This is a genomic window from Streptococcus infantis (assembly GCF_019929575.1).
GTDB lineage: Bacteria > Bacillota > Bacilli > Lactobacillales > Streptococcaceae > Streptococcus > Streptococcus infantis_L.
This window is the reverse complement of the sequence record NZ_JAHZPU010000003.1, coordinates 44,668-62,811: the sequence shown is the minus strand read 5'-3', so window position 1 is coordinate 62,811 and position 18,144 is coordinate 44,668. Positions and strand designations below refer to the sequence as shown.

Sequence of the window (18,144 nt, the reverse complement as noted above, 5' to 3'; positions counted from 1 at the left end):
ATTCGAAAAATGAAGAAAAAACTAAAAAAACTGAATCCCCCAAAAGAGAATTCAGTCTTTTATCTTTAGTCAGCTTTCTTTTCTAAGTTTTTTGAAATGCTTCGATTTTTACCTTCCAAATACACCATAAGAATGGAGATATCTGCTGGGTTTACACCAGAGATACGGCTAGCTTGCCCGATGGTTTCTGGATTAATGAGTTTGAACTTCTGGCGAGCTTCAGTCGCGATAGAGTCAATGTCATCCCAGTCGATGTTGGCTGGAATACGTTTTTCTTCCATGCGTTTCATCTTGGCAACCTGATCCATGGCTTTTGAGATGTATCCTTCGTACTTGATTTCCGTTTCAATCAATTCGATAATTTTGTCATCCAATTCTTCAGCAGCAGGTCCGATGAAGGCAACCACATCTTGGTAAGAGACTTCTGGACGACGGAGGAATTCCTTGGCAGTGACTGCATCAGTCAATGGTTTGAATCCCATCGCTTCGACCTTGGCGTTAGTTTCCTTGACCGGCTTAAGTTTGATGCTGTCTAGGCGCTTCATCTCATTGTCAAATTGATTTTTCTTGATTTCAAAGCGAGCCCAGCGTTCATCGTCCACAAGCCCAATCTCGCGCCCCATCTCAGTTAAACGCATATCAGCATTGTCATGACGGAGAATGAGACGATATTCAGCACGACTGGTCAAGAGACGGTAGGGTTCAATGGTCCCCTTGGTCACCAAGTCATCAATCATCACTCCGATATAACCGTCGCTTCGTTTCAGAATCAACTCAGGCTTGCCTTGGATTTTCAGAGCCGCATTGATACCCGCGATAATCCCTTGTCCAGCAGCCTCTTCGTAACCTGACGTTCCATTTGTCTGACCCGCTGTGAAAAGTCCTGAGATTTTCTTGGTTTCCAGAGTTGCACGCAACTGATGAGGCAAAACCATGTCATACTCGATAGCATAACCTGTACGCATCATCTCTGCATTTTCCAAACCTTTGATGGAATGTACCAAGTCACGTTGGACATCCTCAGGAAGGCTGGTTGAAAGCCCTTGGACATAGACTTCTTCTGTATTGCGTCCTTCTGGCTCTAGGAAAAGTTGGTGGCGTTCCTTGTCCGCAAAACGTACAATTTTATCCTCAATCGACGGACAGTAACGAGGTCCCACTCCCTTGACCACACCTGTAAACATAGGAGCACGGTGGAGATTGTTTTGGATAATCTCATGACTGGTACCATTGGTATAGGTCAACCAGCACGGTACTTGGTCTTTAACATAATCCTCATCACGTGAAGTATAAGAAAAGTGATTTGGTGTTTCATCTCCTGGCTGAATCTCTGTCACATCGTAGTTGATAGAGGAAGCCTTGACACGTGGAGGGGTTCCTGTCTTGAAACGACCGATTTCGAGGCCCAGTTCCTTGAGATTGTCAGCTAGGTTAATCGAAGCTAGGCTGTGATTTGGACCTGATGAGTACTTGAGGTCTCCGATGATGATTTCCCCACGGAGGGCTGTCCCTGTAGTCACAATAACAGCCTTAGCAGCATACTCTTGATGGGTCGCAGTACGCACACCGACAACCTTGCCATCTTCCACCAAAATCTCATCAATCATGGTTTGACGAAGGGTCAGATTTTCTTGGTTTTCAACCGTTTTACGCATTTCCTTAGAGTAAAGTTCCTTGTCAGCCTGCGCACGAAGGGCACGGACAGCTGGGCCTTTCCCTGTGTTGAGCATCTTCATCTGGATGTAAGTCTTGTCAATGGTTTTGGCCATTTCACCACCAAGGGCGTCTACTTCACGCACGACAATCCCCTTGGCAGAACCACCGATAGAGGGATTACAGGGCATGAAAGCCAACATTTCAATGTTAATAGTCGCAAGCAAGACCTTGCAACCCATACGGCTAGCAGCTAGGGAAGCCTCGACCCCAGCGTGTCCAGCACCAATTACAATAATATCGTATTCTTCTATAAAATTATAAGTCATTTCTTAACCTTTCAAAAATTTCTCGCAAATAAGGAACTAACTTTTCCTCCTCTAGAACTTGATCCATAGCAACCCATTTAAAGTGCGTATGCTCTTCAGGATCTAATCTGATAATTGGCTTCTCCCCAACCCACTCTGCTTTATAAACTAAGCGAGTAAAGACAGTATCCTTAGAGGTATCCAGTTGACTATCTTCGTGAAGAAGTTTGAGCGAACTGCTGTCTAGCCTAACTCCCGCTTCTTCAATACATTCTCTAAGAGCTCCATCTCGCGGAAGTTCACCCTTTTCAACCCCGCCACCAGGAATATCCCAGTAAGTTGGATAAACGTTGGGTTGTCCTCTTTTAATTTCCGAACGCTGAATGAGTAAATAATCACCACCACTATGAACAAGTACATGGGCAATAAGCTTAACCATCATTTTCTCTCCTATTCGTTAAGATGGATGTGTCGTAATTGTCCGTCCCAATTTGGCAGGGCTGTTTTCAAAAAGGCTGGAACTAGCTGAATATCCTCAAGCTTGTCCAAATCAATCCACTCACAGGGCTGCATTTTCTCATCTTCCTGCATGGTCAATGGGGCATCCTCAAGTAAGTCCACTAAATAATGAAACTCGATGTTGTGATAATAGACGCCGTCTTCTTCAAAACGATTTTCAACCACAAAAGCTAGCTGCCCAGCTTGAGCTTTTACACCCAGTTCTTCCCTCACTTCACGGACTACCGCGTCTTCCGTGCTTTCATTGACTTGAATCGCACCGCCAATAGTGTAATACTTGCCCTTATCTTTTGTGACTAGAAGTTTGCCATTTTGGAGAATCAAGGCTGTCGCCCGAACGCCAAAAACTGTGTTCCCCACCTTTGTCCGAAAGTCTTGTTGAGTCATTTTTATCCTTTCCTCTAAACGACACAAAAACAGTCAAAACTCGTAAGAAGTGCAGAACAAAAAGCCTGCAATATCCATGAGCTTTGACCATCATGACTATTGTTAAAGTTATTTTATCAAATCAAATCATTTTGTCAATGCAAATCACTGTCTGAGCAAGGTCTGCACACTGACGATAATCATCTGTATTCCTATCGAGAATAGTAAAAGTCCCATCATTTTCGTTATAATTTTCATCAAATTTTCTCCCAAGAAGCCTGCAATTTGTTTTGCACTTCTTAACAGGAGATAAGTGATGACACATAGTAGAGCAAAAGCAACTACGGTTATCAGTTGATTCTGCAAACCTCCATTAGCCAGACTTAAAGCAGTTGTAATTGTACCTGGTCCCGCAAAAAGTGGCATTGCAAGAGGAGAAATAGCAATAGACATTGGATCTGAATTTACTGTTTGCTGCTCCATTCCTTTATAGCTGGGTGAATGATTACCATTAATCATATGATAACCGATAACGGCCACTAATATTCCACCAGCAATTCTGAAAGAAACAATTGTAATTCCAAATACTTTAAAAATGAAATCTCCTGAAAAGATAAAAACAGTTACAATAACAAAGGCAATCAAAAGACTCCTAAAAGCAATTTTTCGTGAAATTTTTTGACTATCATCTGCTACTAAAGCCATGTAAGCAGGAAGATTTGAAATTGGGTTCATTATAGCGAAAAATGCCATAAATGCATAAAAAAATTGAGAACTCATCGTTTTTACTTAACTCCAGTTAGACATACTGACAAACTTTGCCATCACGGTAGGCATTGTCAATCAAACCACCACCGAGACATTCTTCACCATCGTAAAAGACAACCGCCTGTCCTGGTGTAATGGCGCGTTGCGGTTCTGCGAAAATGACCTCTGCCTTGTCTCCTTTGACATGAACCGTTACCTTCGAGTCTGGCTGACGGTAGCGGAATTTAGCCGTACATTCGAGCGTAAATTCCTCTGGCATGTCACGAGTAAAGTGGACTTGACTGGCTTCTAGACTGGTTGACATGAGCGAATCATGGTAGAAACCTTGGCCGACATAGAGGATATTCTTGCTTAGATCTTTTCCGACAACGAACCAAGGGGCATTGTCCCCACCGTGTTGCCCACCGATACCAAGCCCGCCACGCTGACCAATCGTATAATACATAAGGCCTGCATGCTCGCCCATATCGCGACCATCCACAGTCATCATGCGACCAGGTTGAGCTGGTAGGTAGTTGCTGAGAAATTCTTTAAAGTTCTTTTCTCCGATAAAGCATATCCCTGTCGAGTCTTTCTTCTTAGCAGTCGCAAGTCCTGCTTCTTCAGCTATTTTTCGGACTTCAGGTTTTTCCAAATGCCCCAGTGGGAACATGGTTTTTTGAAGTTGTTCTTGCGAAAGTTGACTGAGGAAATAGGTCTGGTCTTTGCCATTGTCCACGCCACGAAGCATGTGAACGATGCCATCCTCATCACGCGCCACTCGAGCATAGTGACCAGTCGCCACATAGTCAGCCCCCAATGTCATGGCATAGTCCAAAAAGGCCTTAAACTTGATTTCTTTGTTACACATAACATCTGGATTTGGCGTGCGTCCTGCACGGTATTCTGCTAGGAAATACTCAAAAACGCGGTCCCAGTACTCTTTTTCAAAATTGACAGAGTAGTAAGGAATGCCAATCTGGTCTGCCACTGCAGCCACATCCTTGTAATCTTCGGTCGCCGTACAGACGCCGTTTTCATCTGTGTCATCCCAGTTCTTCATGAAGATACCGATCACATCATAGCCCTGCTCTTTGAGCAAGAGAGCCGTCACCGACGAATCGACACCACCACTCATCCCCACGACAACACGTGTTTTAGAGTTATCACTCATGGTAGTTCTCCCATCTATTCGTTTATTCACGATTGAAGGTCGTGTTTGCTACTACGATTGAAGGTCGTTTGAGCAGTTTTCATTATAACATGCTTGCTTAGAGAAGACAAGAAAGATGACAGAGGCCTTCAATTAGGAAACACGAAAAAAGTCGAGGAAATCCCTCGACTTTTGCATCTTATTCTGCTAGTTAGTTCTTAGTACCAACCGTTGTTAAGCCAGAAGTTCTTAGCAGCTGTCCATGAACCGTAACGTCTTGCTACATAAGCGTCTGCTACACGTTCTTGGTTTTCTGCTGAGTAGTCACCGTTCAAGTATGAATCTGTCAATTGGTAACGTCCGATGTAACGTCCGTTTGTAGCTGTGTAACTACCGCCTGATTCTTTTTGAGCGATCCATTCTTTAGCTTCTGCTTCAGATCCGCTTACAGTTGAAGTTGATGCTGAAGTTTCTGTTGTAGCAACAGTTTCTTCTGCTACAGTTACGCTTGCTGCTGGTGCTTCATAAGTTGTTGTTTCAGTAGCTGCAGGTGCTGCTACTGGAGCTTCTGCTGTCGCAGCTGAAGTAGTTGAAGTTGCTGGTGCTTCACCATCAATAACCAATACTTGGTCTACATAGATCAAATGAATATCTTTAATCTTATTTTTTTCTGCCAATTTTTCAACAGTTGTATTGTATTTTTCAGCGATTCCTGATAGAGTGTCACCTGATTTTACTGTATAAGTTGTTGTTTCTTGTGCAAAAGTAAGTGATGGTGCAAGGAAAGCAAGCGCTGCTGCTACTCCTACAAGTCCTGTTTTAATTTTGTTAGTTGTTGATTTCATATTAAAAGATTCTCCTTCTTTCTTATATTTCCATCATACCCTACTATTATTACTGTTTCTTGACGGTTTTATGTAGAAATGTTACAAGACTATGTTTTATTTCACTTAAACAGCCTCTTTTTGTTACAAAAGGCTTGATTTTATAGGCTTTATGGGGATTTTAGATATTTTATCATGGAATTGAGCGCTTGCATCTAATCTTTGATATAATAGAGTTAAGAATCTTTTTAAGGGGAAACAGATGCAATCACTTCGTTTTCAATCTGTCTTTGATATCATTGGGCCAGTCATGATTGGCCCATCTAGTAGTCACACGGCAGGAGCTGTTCGTATCGGTAAAATCGTCTCTTCTATCTTTGACGATACTCCAACCGAGGTCGAGTTCCAGCTTTTTAATTCTTTTGCAAAAACCTATCGCGGGCACGGAACTGACCTAGCCCTTGTCGCTGGAATCTTAGGAATGGACACAGATGATCCAGAAATTCCAAATAGTTTAGAAATTGCCCACAAGCGTGGCATCAAAATTGTCTGGACCATCCAGAAAGACAGTAACGCCCCTCACCCAAATACTACGAAAATCACTGTTAAGAATGAGCACAAGACCATCAGTGTGACAGGAATTTCAATCGGTGGTGGAAATATCCAGGTAACAGAGCTCAATGGCTTTGCCGTATCCCTCAACATGAACACCCCTACCATTATCATCGTTCATCAGGATGTTCCTGGTATGATCGCTCATGTAACAGAGGCCCTCTCTCGCTTTGACATTAACATCGCCCAAATGAATGTAACCCGAGAAAAAGCTGGGGAGAAAGCCATTATGATTATCGAAGTTGATAGTCGCAACTGTGATGAATCTATCGAAGAGATTCGTAAAATTCCTCATTTGCATAATGTCAATTTCTTTCAATAGGAGAAAATATGTTTTACTCTATCAAAGAATTAGTCCAACAAGCCGAACTTGATTTTCAAGGCAATGTCGCTGAACTCATGATTACGACCGAGTTTGAGCTAACCGGTCGTGAACGCGAAGAAGTCATCCTTCTCATGGAGCGCAACCTTGAAGTCATGAAAGCTTCAGTTGAGCTTGGTCTTAGTGAAAAAAAATCTCGTAGCGGTTTGACAGGTGGTGACGCTGCCAAGCTTGACCACTACATCAAAAAAGGAAAGACCCTATCAGACTTCACTGTCTTGTCTGCTGCCCGTAATGCTATCGCCGTTAATGAACACAATGCCAAGATGGGGCTGGTCTGTGCGACACCTACTGCTGGTAGTGCAGGCTGCCTTCCAGCCGTTCTCACTGCTGCTATTCAAAAGTTGGATTTAACTCATGAACAACAACTAGACTTCTTATTCGCTGCAGGTGCTTTTGGACTCGTGATTGCTAACAACGCTTCTATCTCGGGAGCCGAAGGTGGCTGCCAGGCCGAAGTCGGTTCAGCTTCAGCCATGAGTGCCGCTGCCCTAACTCTAGCTGCAGGCGGAACGCCTTATCAAGCGAGCCAGGCTATCGCCTTCGTTATCAAAAACATGCTCGGTCTTATCTGTGACCCCGTTGCAGGTTTGGTTGAAGTTCCTTGCGTCAAGCGAAATGCCATGGGAGCAAGTTTTGCCTTCATCGCAGCCGATATGGCTCTGGCTGGTATCGAATCAAAAATTCCAGTTGATGAGGTCATTGACGCCATGTATCAAGTAGGATCTAGCTTACCAACTGCCTTTCGTGAAACTGCTGAAGGGGGGCTCGCTGCCACACCTACAGGTCGTCGCCTTCAAAAAGAAATCTTCGGCGAATAATTTCATCATTATGAGGAGAATCAATGTCATCTATATCTGCTATCTTTTTTGACTTAGATGGAACGCTAGTTGATAGTTCTATCGGTATCCACAATGGTTTCACCTATACCTTTGACCAACTTGGAGTTTCTAGTCCTGGTGCCAAAACCATTCGAGGTTTTATGGGGCCTCCACTAGAAACCAGCTTTGCTAGTTGTTTACCAGCTGAGCAGATAGAGGAAGCCATCCAGCTCTATCGTTCTTATTATAAGGAAAAGGGTGTTTACGAAGCCCAACTCTTTCCACATATCAAAGATTTACTCGTAGAACTAGCTGAGCATTATCCTCTTTATATCACTACTACGAAGAATACACCAACCGCAGTTGACATGACTAGCAATTTTGGGATTGACCACTTCTTTGATGGCATTTATGGTTCAAGCCCTCAAGCCCTACACAAGGCTGATGTCATTCGTCAGGCTCTGGGAACTCATCATCTAGCGCCCGAAACAGTCGTTATTATCGGAGATACCAAGTTTGATATGATTGGTGCTCAAGAAACTGGCATTAAAAAACTAGCGGTAACCTGGGGATTTGGGGAGGAGAATGACCTCATGGGATATCATCCTGACTGGATTGCTCACCACCCGGCAGACATTTTACAGCATCTACAATTAAAACGTTAAACAAAAGACTCCCAGCCTAAAAGTTAGGTTTGGGAGCTTTTTGTCTGATCTTAATGAGGAGAATGACATTCCCCGTACTCGTCCAATTATTCAAAAGGGGAAACTTCTTCGCTTTCAACTTCTTTAGGTCTATTGATTGTTACTATTTCTACTTCCTTACTTGGCATGGCTAGCAGAACTAATAGAGCAAAACGTCCGACCATTGGAACAAAGTGAAGGAAGATAAAGGCCCAGTGGAAACCTCCATCACGCAAACGTCGAATCTTTAACGCTAAAGTAGGCAACAAAAGGAGTAGAGCCAAAATGGCATAAATACTGACAACCAATATAACTAAAGTAAAGTTCAGGGCAGGACCTTGGTTTATCTCTTTATTGAAGATAAGGATATACAGGGGTAGGAACAAGATATGATTCATCAGCCAAACCCACCAATATTCTGGACGTGTTGAGCGTCCTACAAAATCTACATAACCTTTTAAAAAATTTATATAAGCCCTAAACAAGATATTTCTCCTTTTTAACAACTGTATACTATAAAGCAGCCTCATTGTTCTAAAACACTCCCAAATCTATTTTTAGATATGGGAGTGTTAGATATTTGCTTAACAATATAAAGAAAACTCTAAAACAGTTTCACTTGTAAAACCTAAACTTCTTAGTTTTTGTCTGATTCTTCGAATGGTGAAACTTCTACAACTTCTTCAGTTTCATTGATGGTTACTACTTCTACTTGTTTCGATGGCATGGCTAACAAAACTAAAAGAGCAAGAGGTCCAACCATCGGAATAAAAATGATAAAGATTAGAGCCCAGTGGAAACCAGCATCACGTAGACGACGAACTGTCAAAGCTAACATAGGTAATATTAGGGCTAGCCCGAAAATCATGTAGATAATAGCAATTCCACCCAAGGCCATAAGAGCAGCCTCATTTCTTGGATTTGCTAGCACCTTAAAATATGCTGAGTAAAAAGGGACAAGGAGGATCATATTTGTTAACCAAATCCACCAATACTCTGAGCGTGTTGAACGGCCTGTAAAATCTACATAACCTTTAAAGAAATTCTTATATGCGTTAATCATAAGTTACTCCCTATTTTTTTAATTCATACGAAATGAAAATGAAAGAGCAAATTAGAAAGTTCGTTATAAACCATATCTAAGTACAGTCAAACGATGCAGACCTCATTTACTTTGATTTTCAAATAGTATAAATTTAGTTTACCATAAATGTTCAACATTGACAAGTTTGTTCAAAAATTGGTAAAGGAGTAGCAGTTATCAATAAAAGGTATGATTCCACTTACCTCTAACATGAAGCTAGGAATCATACCTTTATCTTTTTTAATGAATGTGAGTTGTTTCGTTAGCAAAACCGATAATAGCTTGCTTCAACTCTGAACCTTGCAAAGCACGGAATTCTTCAATCTTTTGATTGATGACTTCAAGTGGCATGACATTAACCTTACCAACAAAAATCTTATCCATGACTTGATTATCAACTAATTCAGTAGATACCAACAATTCCTCATAGAGTTTCTCACCTGGACGAATCCCCACTTCTACAATCGGAATTTCATTTTCAGTACGTCCGCTGAGAAGAACCATTTTCTTGGCCAAATCATAAATCTTAACTGGTTTGCCCATATCGAGGATAAAGACCTCTCCATCTTTAGCATAAGCTCCTGCATGGATCACCAAACGGCTAGCTTCTGGAATGGTCATAAAGTAACGAGTCATACGGAAGTCTGTCACAGTCACTGGACCACCCTCTGCAATCTGACGCTCAAATACTGGAATCACACTACCACGGCTACCAAGAACATTCCCAAAACGAACCGCACAATAGGTAGATTGACTACGTTGGTTAAATCCTGTAACAATCAACTCTGCCACACGTTTGGTAGCTCCCATTACGTTTGGTGGATTAACGGCCTTATCGGTCGAAATCATAACCATCTTCGGTACCTTAGCGGCGTCAACTGCCTTGGCAACATTGTAAGTTCCGAGGATATTATTTTTAAAGGCTTCTTTTGGATTACGTTCCATCATTGGCACGTGCTTATGGGCAGCAGCGTGGTAAACAATGGCTAGTTGGTACTGCTCAAATACTTGAAGCAAGCGATCGTAGTCTTGGATGTCTGCAATCACAGGAACATAGTCAATTCCTTGGAAGCTACGAATCAATTCATGATAGATAAGATAAATGGAGTTTTCCCCATGACCCAAGAGAACCACGCGCTCTGGATTAAAGCGACTAACCTGACGGCAAATCTCAGACCCGATAGAACCTCCTGCACCTGTCACTAAGATAGTTTTTCCAGTAATTTCTGAGCCTAGGCGTGACTCATCTAGTTGAATTTCTTTACGTCCCAAAAGGTCAGTAATATCGATTTTTTGGAAACTACCTACCTGAGGATGCAATCCTTGAACAACCGACTCAATCTTGGGCATCTTATAACACTTCAAGCCAAGTTGGTTACACATTTTTAGGATACGCTCATACTCGGATGGATCAAGAGAAGGAATCGCAACGATAACTTTTTCAATCTGATGACGTTTTGAGAGTTCTGGTAACTGTTCATAAGATCCTAAGACTGGGATTCCACCTAGTTTCTGACCTTTTTTCTTTTCATCATTATCCAAAATACCCACTAACTCAAGATCACTCGTAGGATGTTGATAGCTGTTCATAAAGAGAGCTCCACCGTCTCCCGCACCAATCAAGAAGGTACGACGATGTTCCCCTTCTCCATCACCCTTTTTGCGTCTTGAATAGATCAACTGCCAAGTAATACGTGGGAGTAAGATCAAGAAGGTGCTGAGCAAGATAAAGAGAACGATAAAACGCACAGAGAAAAGTGGCAAGAAGGCATAGCAAAGAAGATAAGACAAAACACTGCTGACACTTACTCCGATGAATATCTTCATAAAGTCTGTGATTTTGCTATAACGACTAATGCTAGCATTGAGCCCCCAGAACCCAATCATAATCTGATAGAACAAGAAGGTCAAGCTCGTATAGATGACATAGTCCACAGGTGCTGGATTGATCAATCCATAAAACAAGATATAAGAAACAATGATTGAGGAAATCATGCTGGCAGCATCAAAAATCCCCCAAAAGACTTGTTTTTGTTGTTTATTTAACACTTCAACCAGATCAATTACATAATCTGTCATTTTTTTATTCATGTGAATGGTATCCTCCTACACAAAATCACATTTTCTAGTAATTACAAGACATTTTTTTAAAACTAATTAGCTATTTACTTTTTCTCAATAGTTTTAAAAAGATAAACTGTCGTACAAATCCTGGACAGAGAGCAACAACAACTTGGATTAAAACACTTTTCAGGTATTCGCCATAAGAAATCTGCCCACGTTCATACATTCTTTTACGTGCTTGGCGATAAAGTTTGAGATAACGGAGACCTCCTCGACGTTCAAACATCCCTGCTCCCACGCGCACCTTACAAAGGATTTGATCCACATTCCCAGTTCGAGCTCCGGCACTAATCATATTGAGCCAGAGGAGATCATCTTCCATATAAAGTCCATCTTCGTAGTTACCCGCCTTGAGCACCATCTCTTTTTTGAACATAACTGTCATGTGATTAAAGGCACTTCTCATACGTTGGTAAACAATGATATCCTCATGCTTAATCGGTACACGACGGTAAGATACAATTTCATCAGGCTGGTCGATAAATTCAGCGATATGACCACCTAGCAGGTCCAAATTTTCTGTTCCCATTAACTTGAACTGTTGTTCGAAACGATCTTCAACAGCAATATCATCCGTATCCATACGGGCAATGATATCATATTGGCACTGTGTAACACCATACTTAAGTGCCAACCCTAGACCACGATTTTGCTCAAGCGGACAGCGTTTGATTGGAATGCTTGACTGTGCTTCCAATTCCTCCAACACTTGATATAGTTCAGGTGTCAGTGGGCCATCTTCAACGATGACCACTTCGCTTGGTTGGAGTGTTTGATGTAAGATACTCTCCACTGCCTCCTTCAAAAAGGCTGGGTTCTCTTTGATGTAGACCGACATCAAGACACTAAATTTCCGATTTTCAGACACAGCTTTTCTCCAATGTATAGATTTTCTTTCACTATTTTATCACAAATTTCCTGACTTTCCTATTTTTATTTGAATACAAGAAAAAAACTAGTAAATCTATCAAACTTTTTTCAATGATTTTTCGCAGCTAACAGACGGATTCCCTCACGCCATCTTGACATCTATAGGAAAAAGCCTTAAAATAAGCTGTTATCAAAATCAGTTTGTTGAGGTTCACATGAAAAAACGATCACTCTTTTTTATTCTAGGAATTATCTTAATCGGAGCGGTCTTAAGAGCTCCTTTTACAGCTTTGCCAACTGTTTTGGGAGATATTGCCCAAGGTTTTGGAGTGGAAGTTAGTTCACTTGGTGTTTTGACCAGTCTCCCTCTCTTAATGTTTGCCCTCTTCTCCTCTTTTGCGACCCATTTGGCTCAAAAAATTGGACTTGAGCACCTTTTCACCTATAGTCTTATCGTCTTATCTGTAGGCTCCGGGATTCGTATCTTTAATCTCCCATTACTTTATCTGGGAACCCTACTCATCGGAGCGAGTATTGCGATCTTTAACGTGCTCCTTCCTAGCCTTATTCAAGCCAACTACCCACAAAAGATTGGCTTTCTGACAACAATTTATGTAACTTCCATGGGAATTGCAACGGCTCTTGCTTCCTATCTATCTGTACCCATCAGCCAAGCAAGTTCTTGGAAAGGCTTGATTCTCTGTTTGTCCTTGGTCTGCCTACTAACTTTGGTGGTCTGGTTACCTAACCATAGTCACAATCATTTTCTAAAAGGGAATGAGAAAAAACAAAAGAAAGAGAATATCTTAAAAAACAAGCAAGTTTGGGCCATTATGATCTTTTGCGGTCTCCAATCCTTACTCTTTTACACTAGTATGACCTGGTTACCTACCATGGCAATCAGTGCTGGCTTATCTCACACAGATGCCGGACTTCTAGCTTCTATCTTTTCTCTGACTAGTATCCCCTTCTCCATGACCATTCCAAGTCTAACGACTCGTTTGTCCAATCGTCACCGTCAAATCATGTTAACAATCGTCTCTCTCGCTGGAATGCTTGGAATTGCTATGCTTTTATACCCGAGCAATAGTTTCCTCTACTGGTTAGTAGCTCATCTCTTGATTGGTACTGCCTGTAGCGCACTTTTCCCCTATCTCATGGTTTGCTTCTCTATCAAAACAAGCTCACCTGAAAAGACGGCTCAATTGTCTGGACTTGCCCAGACCGGTGGCTACATTCTAGCCGCCTTTGGACCAACTCTCTTTGGTTACAGTTTTAACATGTTCCAGTCTTGGGTCCCAGCGGTACTGATTCTTCTAGTAATTGATATTATCATGACAATCGCCCTCTTTATGGTGGATCGAGCGGATAAAATCCTCTAAAAAATTTTAGAATTTACTACAATAAACTCACTTTTCAAGCTAGACATCTGTCTGGCTTTTTTCTTTTAAAAAGGTTTGAAAGGCCTCCTCATAAGACTTTCGTTAAGCTAAAACATGCTATAATATACCTAGGAAGATTTATCGTTTAAATTTGATAAAGAAGACCATGATGGAAACAACTATACAATTTATCTCTCAAAGAAGTCGAAACTCTCTCAATTGAAGGGGATTGTTTTGCCCCTAAAAACATCCATGTAGATTCCTCTAACTTTTTAAATGATATACCATAGTTACGCTATTTCAACTTTTTTACTGGTATCCTAAAAAGTAAGGACGCAACTTCAATCATTAATCTGATAAAGCTAGAATATCTAACAATCAAACCTTCCAAGGAGGTTAAACTTTTGCATCATAAAATCCTTCAATTACCAAATTGAAGGATGGCTCAGTCATTGAGAAACCAGAAATCTATCTAAAATAAAATCTTAAAGAACTTTACTTGTTTTAACTCAATTACAAACAAGTATTTGTTTAAAAGTCTAAAAAGACTATTGAAAATGTAGTAACATTTAAGGAGAAATTTTTATGCTAGCAAAAGCAGGGGACGTCTATTGTGTTTACAATACCCATCTAAAAAAATACATAGCTTGCCAGATAACCAAGATCGAAGAGGGGGAGAAAAAGCCTCAGGCTGTCCTACTGTCATTAGACTGGTCAGGAGAACAACCTCTTACAGAAGAAGAACTATCTTTCTTAAAGCCACTGTACATTGATTTTATGTACTGGGATAGAGGCTTGCATCTGTGTAATGTTGATATTCATGTACCGTCAAATTATATTTTTATTGGGAATACAACACCATTAACAACCGAAAGCACAAACACATATGCTATGTTTTGGGGGAGTGGTTACGATATTTATAGGCAACTGAAATGGCAAGAAATCCCAAAAGAAAAAAGAGATTTATTTAAGAAAGCAGATAAAAGCAAGGAAAAGGTTTCATTTGCAGGGAATGACTACCGTATTTCTAAACACAATATTAATGACGAGTGGACACCTTTTGAAAACGCATTAGAATTAAAGGTCTTCCCTTGTTTATCTAAGTTAGAATTAACTAAATGGCACAAAAATATATATGAGTATTTGCAGTCGACTCCTTTTATTACTGAACTAGTTCTTGAAAATCATGGACAAACAAAACTGGATTTTTCTAAGACATCCATACATCGACTTTCCATTGATTTGACAAGTGTAGAGGAACTTAGATTGAATGATGATTTGGAGGAGCTACTCTTATTAGGAGACATGAGCGACAATTGTCAGATACTTGTAAAGGATCATGGAGCCAGCTTACGATTACAACTTGATCGTTCTCTGCCTAAGGTGCTGGGATTAAAGGATTTGGGAGCCATCCATTGTTCTAACATCCTTGAAATAGACTTTGCACAAATCTTGAATAACTATCCAAATCTTAGGGAATTGAGATTGTGGGGGAAACCTGGTAATATTCTTAATTTCCATAAATTATCAGAGTTAAAAGAGTTAATCAATTTTTCAACCGTTGATTTGTTTGGCTTTACTGCAGAGGATATCCCAAAACCAGAAGATTTACCTCAATTAAGCATGTTTTGGATGAGTAGCTTACCAGAAGATGCAGCTAAAGGAGCCAAAAAATATTATAAAAAACTGAAGGACAAGGGACTGAATCTTTGGATAACAAAACCGAGGAAAGCTGAATGGCTAGCCCAAAACCTAGATAATCCATTTCGCTCATGGGATGGACAAGAAAATATTTCAACCGCAAATGCAAAAAAAGCAGCCTCTCTTTATAGAAAGACTAGAGCAAGCCTTATAAAGCTTCTAGAAAACCCCAATGAAAACACTATTAAAAACGTAGAAGTTCTCATAAGAGAATATACTCAAGGTTTCAATAAAATGGACAAACGTAACTGTTTTATTGAAACAATCGAGAGAGAGGATATCTATAGTGCTCTAAGCGAAATCTTAGACTTAATACCTGAAGATTTAGGAATGGACAAAGAAAAATTTATAGAAATCTTTGATGAGCTAAAGGATTTTTAAATGAGAAGCCTTTCTAGTTCATTCCTGAAACGGAGATTATCATGACTAACTTTATACAGACTATCACAGTAGAAAATCGGCAGGTCGACAAAGAAAATTACTTTACAATTGGCTACTCTCCTGAGATAGAAAAATCTTTACTGTGTGTTTATATTTCTTGGATTGCTGGTTATGACCGCTATTACGAGTTAGATGATGGAGATTTGGCTCTCTTTGAAAAGAAACGAGAAGCATTTCTCAAAAAATATGAAAAAGAAATCAAGGCTTATCGGACTGAAAGATTGATTGGTTCTGGGGCCTTGAGGGATTACAATTTCAGATCTTTACCTGAGAATATCTTAAAAAACTTGGATAGCTATCCTCCATTTAACGGATATGTCTATCAAAACGGCATCCTCTGTGCCAAAATCAAGATTGAAGACAAGTATTTTTATCTACCGCCCATTTATGATGAGAATTACAGATAGGCATTGCCTCAAAGTGATGCAAAACATCCTCCAATCTTCTAGTTTTTGCTAGAAGATTTTTTATATATAAAATTTTTACACATATTACTTGACAGGGCTTACATTTAGATGTATGATGTATGTGTAGAATAATTATATATAAAATTTTTACATACTAAAAAAGGAGGTGCCCCATGTATTTTCCAACATCAGCGGCTTTGATTGAATTTCTCATCTTGGCCATTCTAGAACAAGGGGATTCCTATGGTTATGAGATCAGCCAAACCATTAAACTCATTGCCAAAATCAAGGAATCTACTCTCTACCCCATCTTGAAAAAACTGGATACCAACCGCTATCTGACTACATACTCTCGCGAATACCAAGGTCGGATGCGGAAGTACTACTCCTTGACAGAGATTGGGGAGGAACAACTATTTGTACTCAGAGAAGAGTGGACACTCTACGCTGACACTATCAATGGAATCATAGAAGGGAGCATTCGCCATGACAAGAACTGAATATTTGAATCAGCTTGAAGCCTATCTGATGAAGCTTCCTCAATCTGATCGCATTGAAGCCATGGATTACTTCAAAGAACTCTTTGATGATGCGGGTCCAGAAGGTGAGGAGGAGCTAATGACTAGTCTGGGAAGTCCAAAAGAGGCTGCCCATGATGTCCTGACTACACTTCTTGATAAGAAAATCAACGAAGAAAATTCCAGTAAGAACGACCGCCATATTTTACGCATCGCTCTACTAGCCCTTCTTGCAGCGCCTATCGGAATTCCGGTCGGAATTGCTCTTCTCATGGCTATCATCGGCATTTTTATCGCCGCTGTCAGCGTACTTATTGCCTTCTTTGCTGTTTCAGCAGCTGGGATGGTTCTCGGAGCTGTTCTCCTATTTGAAAGCTTCTACATTCTGGCTGAATCGACATCTGCTTTTGTACTTATTTTTGGTGGTGGTTTACTGGCGATCGGAGCTTCATCCCTAGTCTTACTAGCCACTTCTTACGTAACACGTTTCTTTGGATTACTGGTCCTTCGACTCATCCAATGGATTCTTAATAGAGGAAAGAGAGGTGAAAGACATGCGTAAATGGACAAAAGGATTTCTTATCTTTGGTGTTGTTACTAGTATCATCGGTTTTTCAATGATTATCATCGGCATCCAAACAGACGGTGTCAGAGGCCTCCTTGCAATGTCACAAAAACCAGTCTTTGAGAGCCGAATGGAAGAGCTCGTTTTTGATCAAGATATTGAAAATCTTAACATGTCACTGACAGAACATTCGTTAGTCATTAGAGAATCTAGCGATGACAAGATTCACCTTCAGTATCACCCGACCATCTCTGAAAAAGAAAACCTCCAGCATTCTATCAAAGAAAAAACTCTTGAGATTTCTGACACCAAGTCAACTACACGTCGCTCTATAGGTTCTAGTATCGAGGGTATCCTATTTATCGTAAGCGGAGTCTCTAGCCGCAATGATGAGGTCGTTCTATCGTTGCCAAAAGGAAGAGAATTAAAAGATCTAACCGCCCAGGTCGACCACGGTGTCCTTTCGATTGCCGATGTAAAAGTCAGCAATGCCAAGATCCAGTCAAATGGCTATCTTCTTCGTATCACTGATAGCGAGATTAAAAATAGCCAACTGATCACAACTGGAATTGTCAATGTATTTGAAACCAGTCTAACAGATAGCCGCATCCAAGCAGATCATGAACATATCAAGGCAGACGATATCCAAGTGCATGGTCGAGTGGAATTCGAGGCAAGAAAAGATATCTCACTCGAGTTATCTCAGAAGGAACTTGATCGAATCAATCTTGAATTTTCTGCTGAACATGGTGATATCTATCGTTGGCATCGAGACAGACATGACATACCTACGGGAGGTAGTAAAGGTGAAGCATTAGCGAACCCTTACAAAACAGAAAAAAAAGATACGCAAGATCTCCTCGTCGCAAAATCTAATCAAAGTATCTATTTCCCATAATAAGATCGCTTGCTTTCTTATAGAAATCATGAATAAAGACAACTAGTAGTTACTACTCAAAAATTAATCAAAAAAGGGAGGTCTAT

Annotated in this window: 19 protein-coding genes; 9 read left to right on the top strand and 10 right to left on the bottom strand. The window is 40.7% G+C overall.

The annotated features are described in order from the left end of the window. Nucleotides 1-65: 65 nt before the first annotated feature. The 6 genes from mnmG to K1I67_RS02115 form a co-directional block, all read right to left on the bottom strand. Nucleotides 66-1,982: a tRNA uridine-5-carboxymethylaminomethyl(34) synthesis enzyme MnmG gene (gene mnmG, locus K1I67_RS02140; RefSeq protein ID WP_223338585.1), complete on the bottom strand. Its 1,917-nt coding sequence runs from the start codon at nt 1,980-1,982 to the stop codon at nt 66-68. Beyond that, a complete protein-coding gene (locus tag K1I67_RS02135; RefSeq protein ID WP_223338584.1) occupies nt 1,972-2,403 on the bottom strand; it encodes an NUDIX hydrolase in 432 nt (143 codons plus the stop codon). The genes mnmG and K1I67_RS02135 overlap by 11 nt, the downstream gene beginning before the upstream one ends. A gap of 8 nt (nt 2,404-2,411) precedes the next feature. Beyond that, complete coding sequence (locus K1I67_RS02130) at nt 2,412-2,867, bottom strand: NUDIX hydrolase (protein ID WP_045762459.1); 456 nt, start codon at nt 2,865-2,867, stop codon at nt 2,412-2,414. A gap of 144 nt (nt 2,868-3,011) precedes the next feature. After that, nucleotides 3,012-3,626, bottom strand: a complete 615-nt coding sequence (locus K1I67_RS02125; RefSeq protein WP_223338583.1) for a MarC family protein — start codon at nt 3,624-3,626, stop codon at nt 3,012-3,014. A gap of 19 nt (nt 3,627-3,645) precedes the next feature. Beyond that, entirely contained in the window at nt 3,646-4,767 is a 1,122-nt protein-coding gene (gene mnmA / locus K1I67_RS02120; protein ID WP_223140405.1) for a tRNA 2-thiouridine(34) synthase MnmA, read from the bottom strand. 197 nt (nt 4,768-4,964) lie between these two features. Continuing rightward, complete coding sequence (locus K1I67_RS02115) at nt 4,965-5,591, bottom strand: LysM peptidoglycan-binding domain-containing protein (RefSeq protein ID WP_223338582.1); 627 nt, start codon at nt 5,589-5,591, stop codon at nt 4,965-4,967. Nucleotides 5,592-5,832: 241 nt separating this feature from the next. Here K1I67_RS02115 and sdaAB point away from each other — a divergent pair, with 241 nt between their 5' ends. Genes sdaAB through K1I67_RS02100 form a run of 3 tightly spaced genes read left to right on the top strand, consistent with a single transcriptional unit; the run spans nt 5,833 to nt 8,050 of the window. Beyond that, a complete protein-coding gene (gene sdaAB / locus K1I67_RS02110) occupies nt 5,833-6,504 on the top strand; it encodes an L-serine ammonia-lyase, iron-sulfur-dependent subunit beta (RefSeq protein ID WP_001191178.1) in 672 nt (223 codons plus the stop codon). 8 nt (nt 6,505-6,512) lie between these two features. After that, nucleotides 6,513-7,385, top strand: coding sequence for an L-serine ammonia-lyase, iron-sulfur-dependent, subunit alpha (sdaAA, locus tag K1I67_RS02105; protein ID WP_223338581.1), 873 nt, complete (start codon nt 6,513-6,515; stop codon nt 7,383-7,385). A gap of 23 nt (nt 7,386-7,408) precedes the next feature. Beyond that, complete coding sequence (locus K1I67_RS02100; RefSeq protein ID WP_223338580.1) at nt 7,409-8,050, top strand: HAD hydrolase-like protein; 642 nt, start codon at nt 7,409-7,411, stop codon at nt 8,048-8,050. 86 nt (nt 8,051-8,136) lie between these two features. Here the strand turns inward: K1I67_RS02100 and K1I67_RS02095 are convergent, their stop codons facing one another. From K1I67_RS02095 to K1I67_RS02080, 4 genes are all read right to left on the bottom strand, one after another. Beyond that, a complete protein-coding gene (locus K1I67_RS02095; protein ID WP_223338579.1) occupies nt 8,137-8,553 on the bottom strand; it encodes a DUF805 domain-containing protein in 417 nt (138 codons plus the stop codon). Between the two features lie 152 nt (nt 8,554-8,705). Further along, complete coding sequence (locus tag K1I67_RS02090) at nt 8,706-9,131, bottom strand: DUF805 domain-containing protein (RefSeq protein WP_223338578.1); 426 nt, start codon at nt 9,129-9,131, stop codon at nt 8,706-8,708. A gap of 261 nt (nt 9,132-9,392) precedes the next feature. Further along, nucleotides 9,393-11,243, bottom strand: coding sequence for a polysaccharide biosynthesis protein (locus K1I67_RS02085; protein WP_223338577.1), 1,851 nt, complete (start codon nt 11,241-11,243; stop codon nt 9,393-9,395). A gap of 70 nt (nt 11,244-11,313) precedes the next feature. Then, the gene (locus tag K1I67_RS02080; protein WP_223338576.1) at nt 11,314-12,144 is read right to left on the bottom strand and encodes a glycosyltransferase; all 831 of its coding nucleotides are present in this window, start codon (nt 12,142-12,144) and stop codon (nt 11,314-11,316) included. A 217-nt stretch (nt 12,145-12,361) separates the two neighbouring features. Here K1I67_RS02080 and K1I67_RS02075 point away from each other — a divergent pair, with 217 nt between their 5' ends. The 6 genes from K1I67_RS02075 (at nt 12,362) to K1I67_RS02050 (ending at nt 18,058) form a co-directional block, all read left to right on the top strand. After that, nucleotides 12,362-13,528 carry a CynX/NimT family MFS transporter gene (locus tag K1I67_RS02075; protein ID WP_223338575.1) on the top strand — a complete coding sequence of 389 codons (1,167 nt, stop codon included), beginning with the start codon at nt 12,362-12,364 and terminating at the stop codon, nt 13,526-13,528. Between the two features lie 585 nt (nt 13,529-14,113). Further along, nucleotides 14,114-15,610: a gliding motility protein gene (locus tag K1I67_RS02070; RefSeq protein ID WP_223338574.1), complete on the top strand. Its 1,497-nt coding sequence runs from the start codon at nt 14,114-14,116 to the stop codon at nt 15,608-15,610. A gap of 41 nt (nt 15,611-15,651) precedes the next feature. Beyond that, complete coding sequence (locus K1I67_RS02065; protein WP_223338573.1) at nt 15,652-16,077, top strand: hypothetical protein; 426 nt, start codon at nt 15,652-15,654, stop codon at nt 16,075-16,077. 173 nt (nt 16,078-16,250) lie between these two features. After that, nucleotides 16,251-16,577, top strand: coding sequence for a PadR family transcriptional regulator (locus tag K1I67_RS02060; RefSeq protein ID WP_223338572.1), 327 nt, complete (start codon nt 16,251-16,253; stop codon nt 16,575-16,577). Beyond that, entirely contained in the window at nt 16,564-17,157 is a 594-nt protein-coding gene (locus tag K1I67_RS02055; protein ID WP_223338571.1) for a DUF1700 domain-containing protein, read from the top strand. Before K1I67_RS02060 ends, K1I67_RS02055 begins: the two co-directional genes overlap by 14 nt. Continuing rightward, on the top strand, nt 17,150-18,058 hold the full coding sequence (locus tag K1I67_RS02050) for a DUF4097 family beta strand repeat-containing protein (protein ID WP_223338570.1): 909 nt from the start codon (nt 17,150-17,152) through the stop codon (nt 18,056-18,058). The genes K1I67_RS02055 and K1I67_RS02050 overlap by 8 nt, the downstream gene beginning before the upstream one ends. Nucleotides 18,059-18,144 lie beyond the last annotated feature (86 nt).

Bases quoted from the DNA above. Each gene is read 5' to 3' on its own strand.
- mnmG (WP_223338585.1), bottom strand. From the start codon at position 1,982: ATGACTTATAATTTTATAGAAGAATACGATATTATTGTAATTGGTGCT.
- K1I67_RS02135 (WP_223338584.1), bottom strand. From the start codon at position 2,403: ATGATGGTTAAGCTTATTGCCCATGTACTTGTTCATAGTGGTGGTGAT.
- K1I67_RS02130 (WP_045762459.1), bottom strand. From the start codon at position 2,867: ATGACTCAACAAGACTTTCGGACAAAGGTGGGGAACACAGTTTTTGGC.
- K1I67_RS02125 (WP_223338583.1), bottom strand. From the start codon at position 3,626: ATGAGTTCTCAATTTTTTTATGCATTTATGGCATTTTTCGCTATAATG.
- mnmA (WP_223140405.1), bottom strand. From the start codon at position 4,767: ATGAGTGATAACTCTAAAACACGTGTTGTCGTGGGGATGAGTGGTGGT.
- K1I67_RS02115 (WP_223338582.1), bottom strand. From the start codon at position 5,591: ATGAAATCAACAACTAACAAAATTAAAACAGGACTTGTAGGAGTAGCA.
- sdaAB (WP_001191178.1), top strand. From the start codon at position 5,833: ATGCAATCACTTCGTTTTCAATCTGTCTTTGATATCATTGGGCCAGTC.
- sdaAA (WP_223338581.1), top strand. From the start codon at position 6,513: ATGTTTTACTCTATCAAAGAATTAGTCCAACAAGCCGAACTTGATTTT.
- K1I67_RS02100 (WP_223338580.1), top strand. From the start codon at position 7,409: ATGTCATCTATATCTGCTATCTTTTTTGACTTAGATGGAACGCTAGTT.
- K1I67_RS02090 (WP_223338578.1), bottom strand. From the start codon at position 9,131: ATGATTAACGCATATAAGAATTTCTTTAAAGGTTATGTAGATTTTACA.
- K1I67_RS02085 (WP_223338577.1), bottom strand. From the start codon at position 11,243: ATGAATAAAAAAATGACAGATTATGTAATTGATCTGGTTGAAGTGTTA.
- K1I67_RS02075 (WP_223338575.1), top strand. From the start codon at position 12,362: ATGAAAAAACGATCACTCTTTTTTATTCTAGGAATTATCTTAATCGGA.
- K1I67_RS02070 (WP_223338574.1), top strand. From the start codon at position 14,114: ATGCTAGCAAAAGCAGGGGACGTCTATTGTGTTTACAATACCCATCTA.
- K1I67_RS02065 (WP_223338573.1), top strand. From the start codon at position 15,652: ATGACTAACTTTATACAGACTATCACAGTAGAAAATCGGCAGGTCGAC.
- K1I67_RS02060 (WP_223338572.1), top strand. From the start codon at position 16,251: ATGTATTTTCCAACATCAGCGGCTTTGATTGAATTTCTCATCTTGGCC.
- K1I67_RS02055 (WP_223338571.1), top strand. From the start codon at position 16,564: ATGACAAGAACTGAATATTTGAATCAGCTTGAAGCCTATCTGATGAAG.
- K1I67_RS02050 (WP_223338570.1), top strand. From the start codon at position 17,150: ATGCGTAAATGGACAAAAGGATTTCTTATCTTTGGTGTTGTTACTAGT.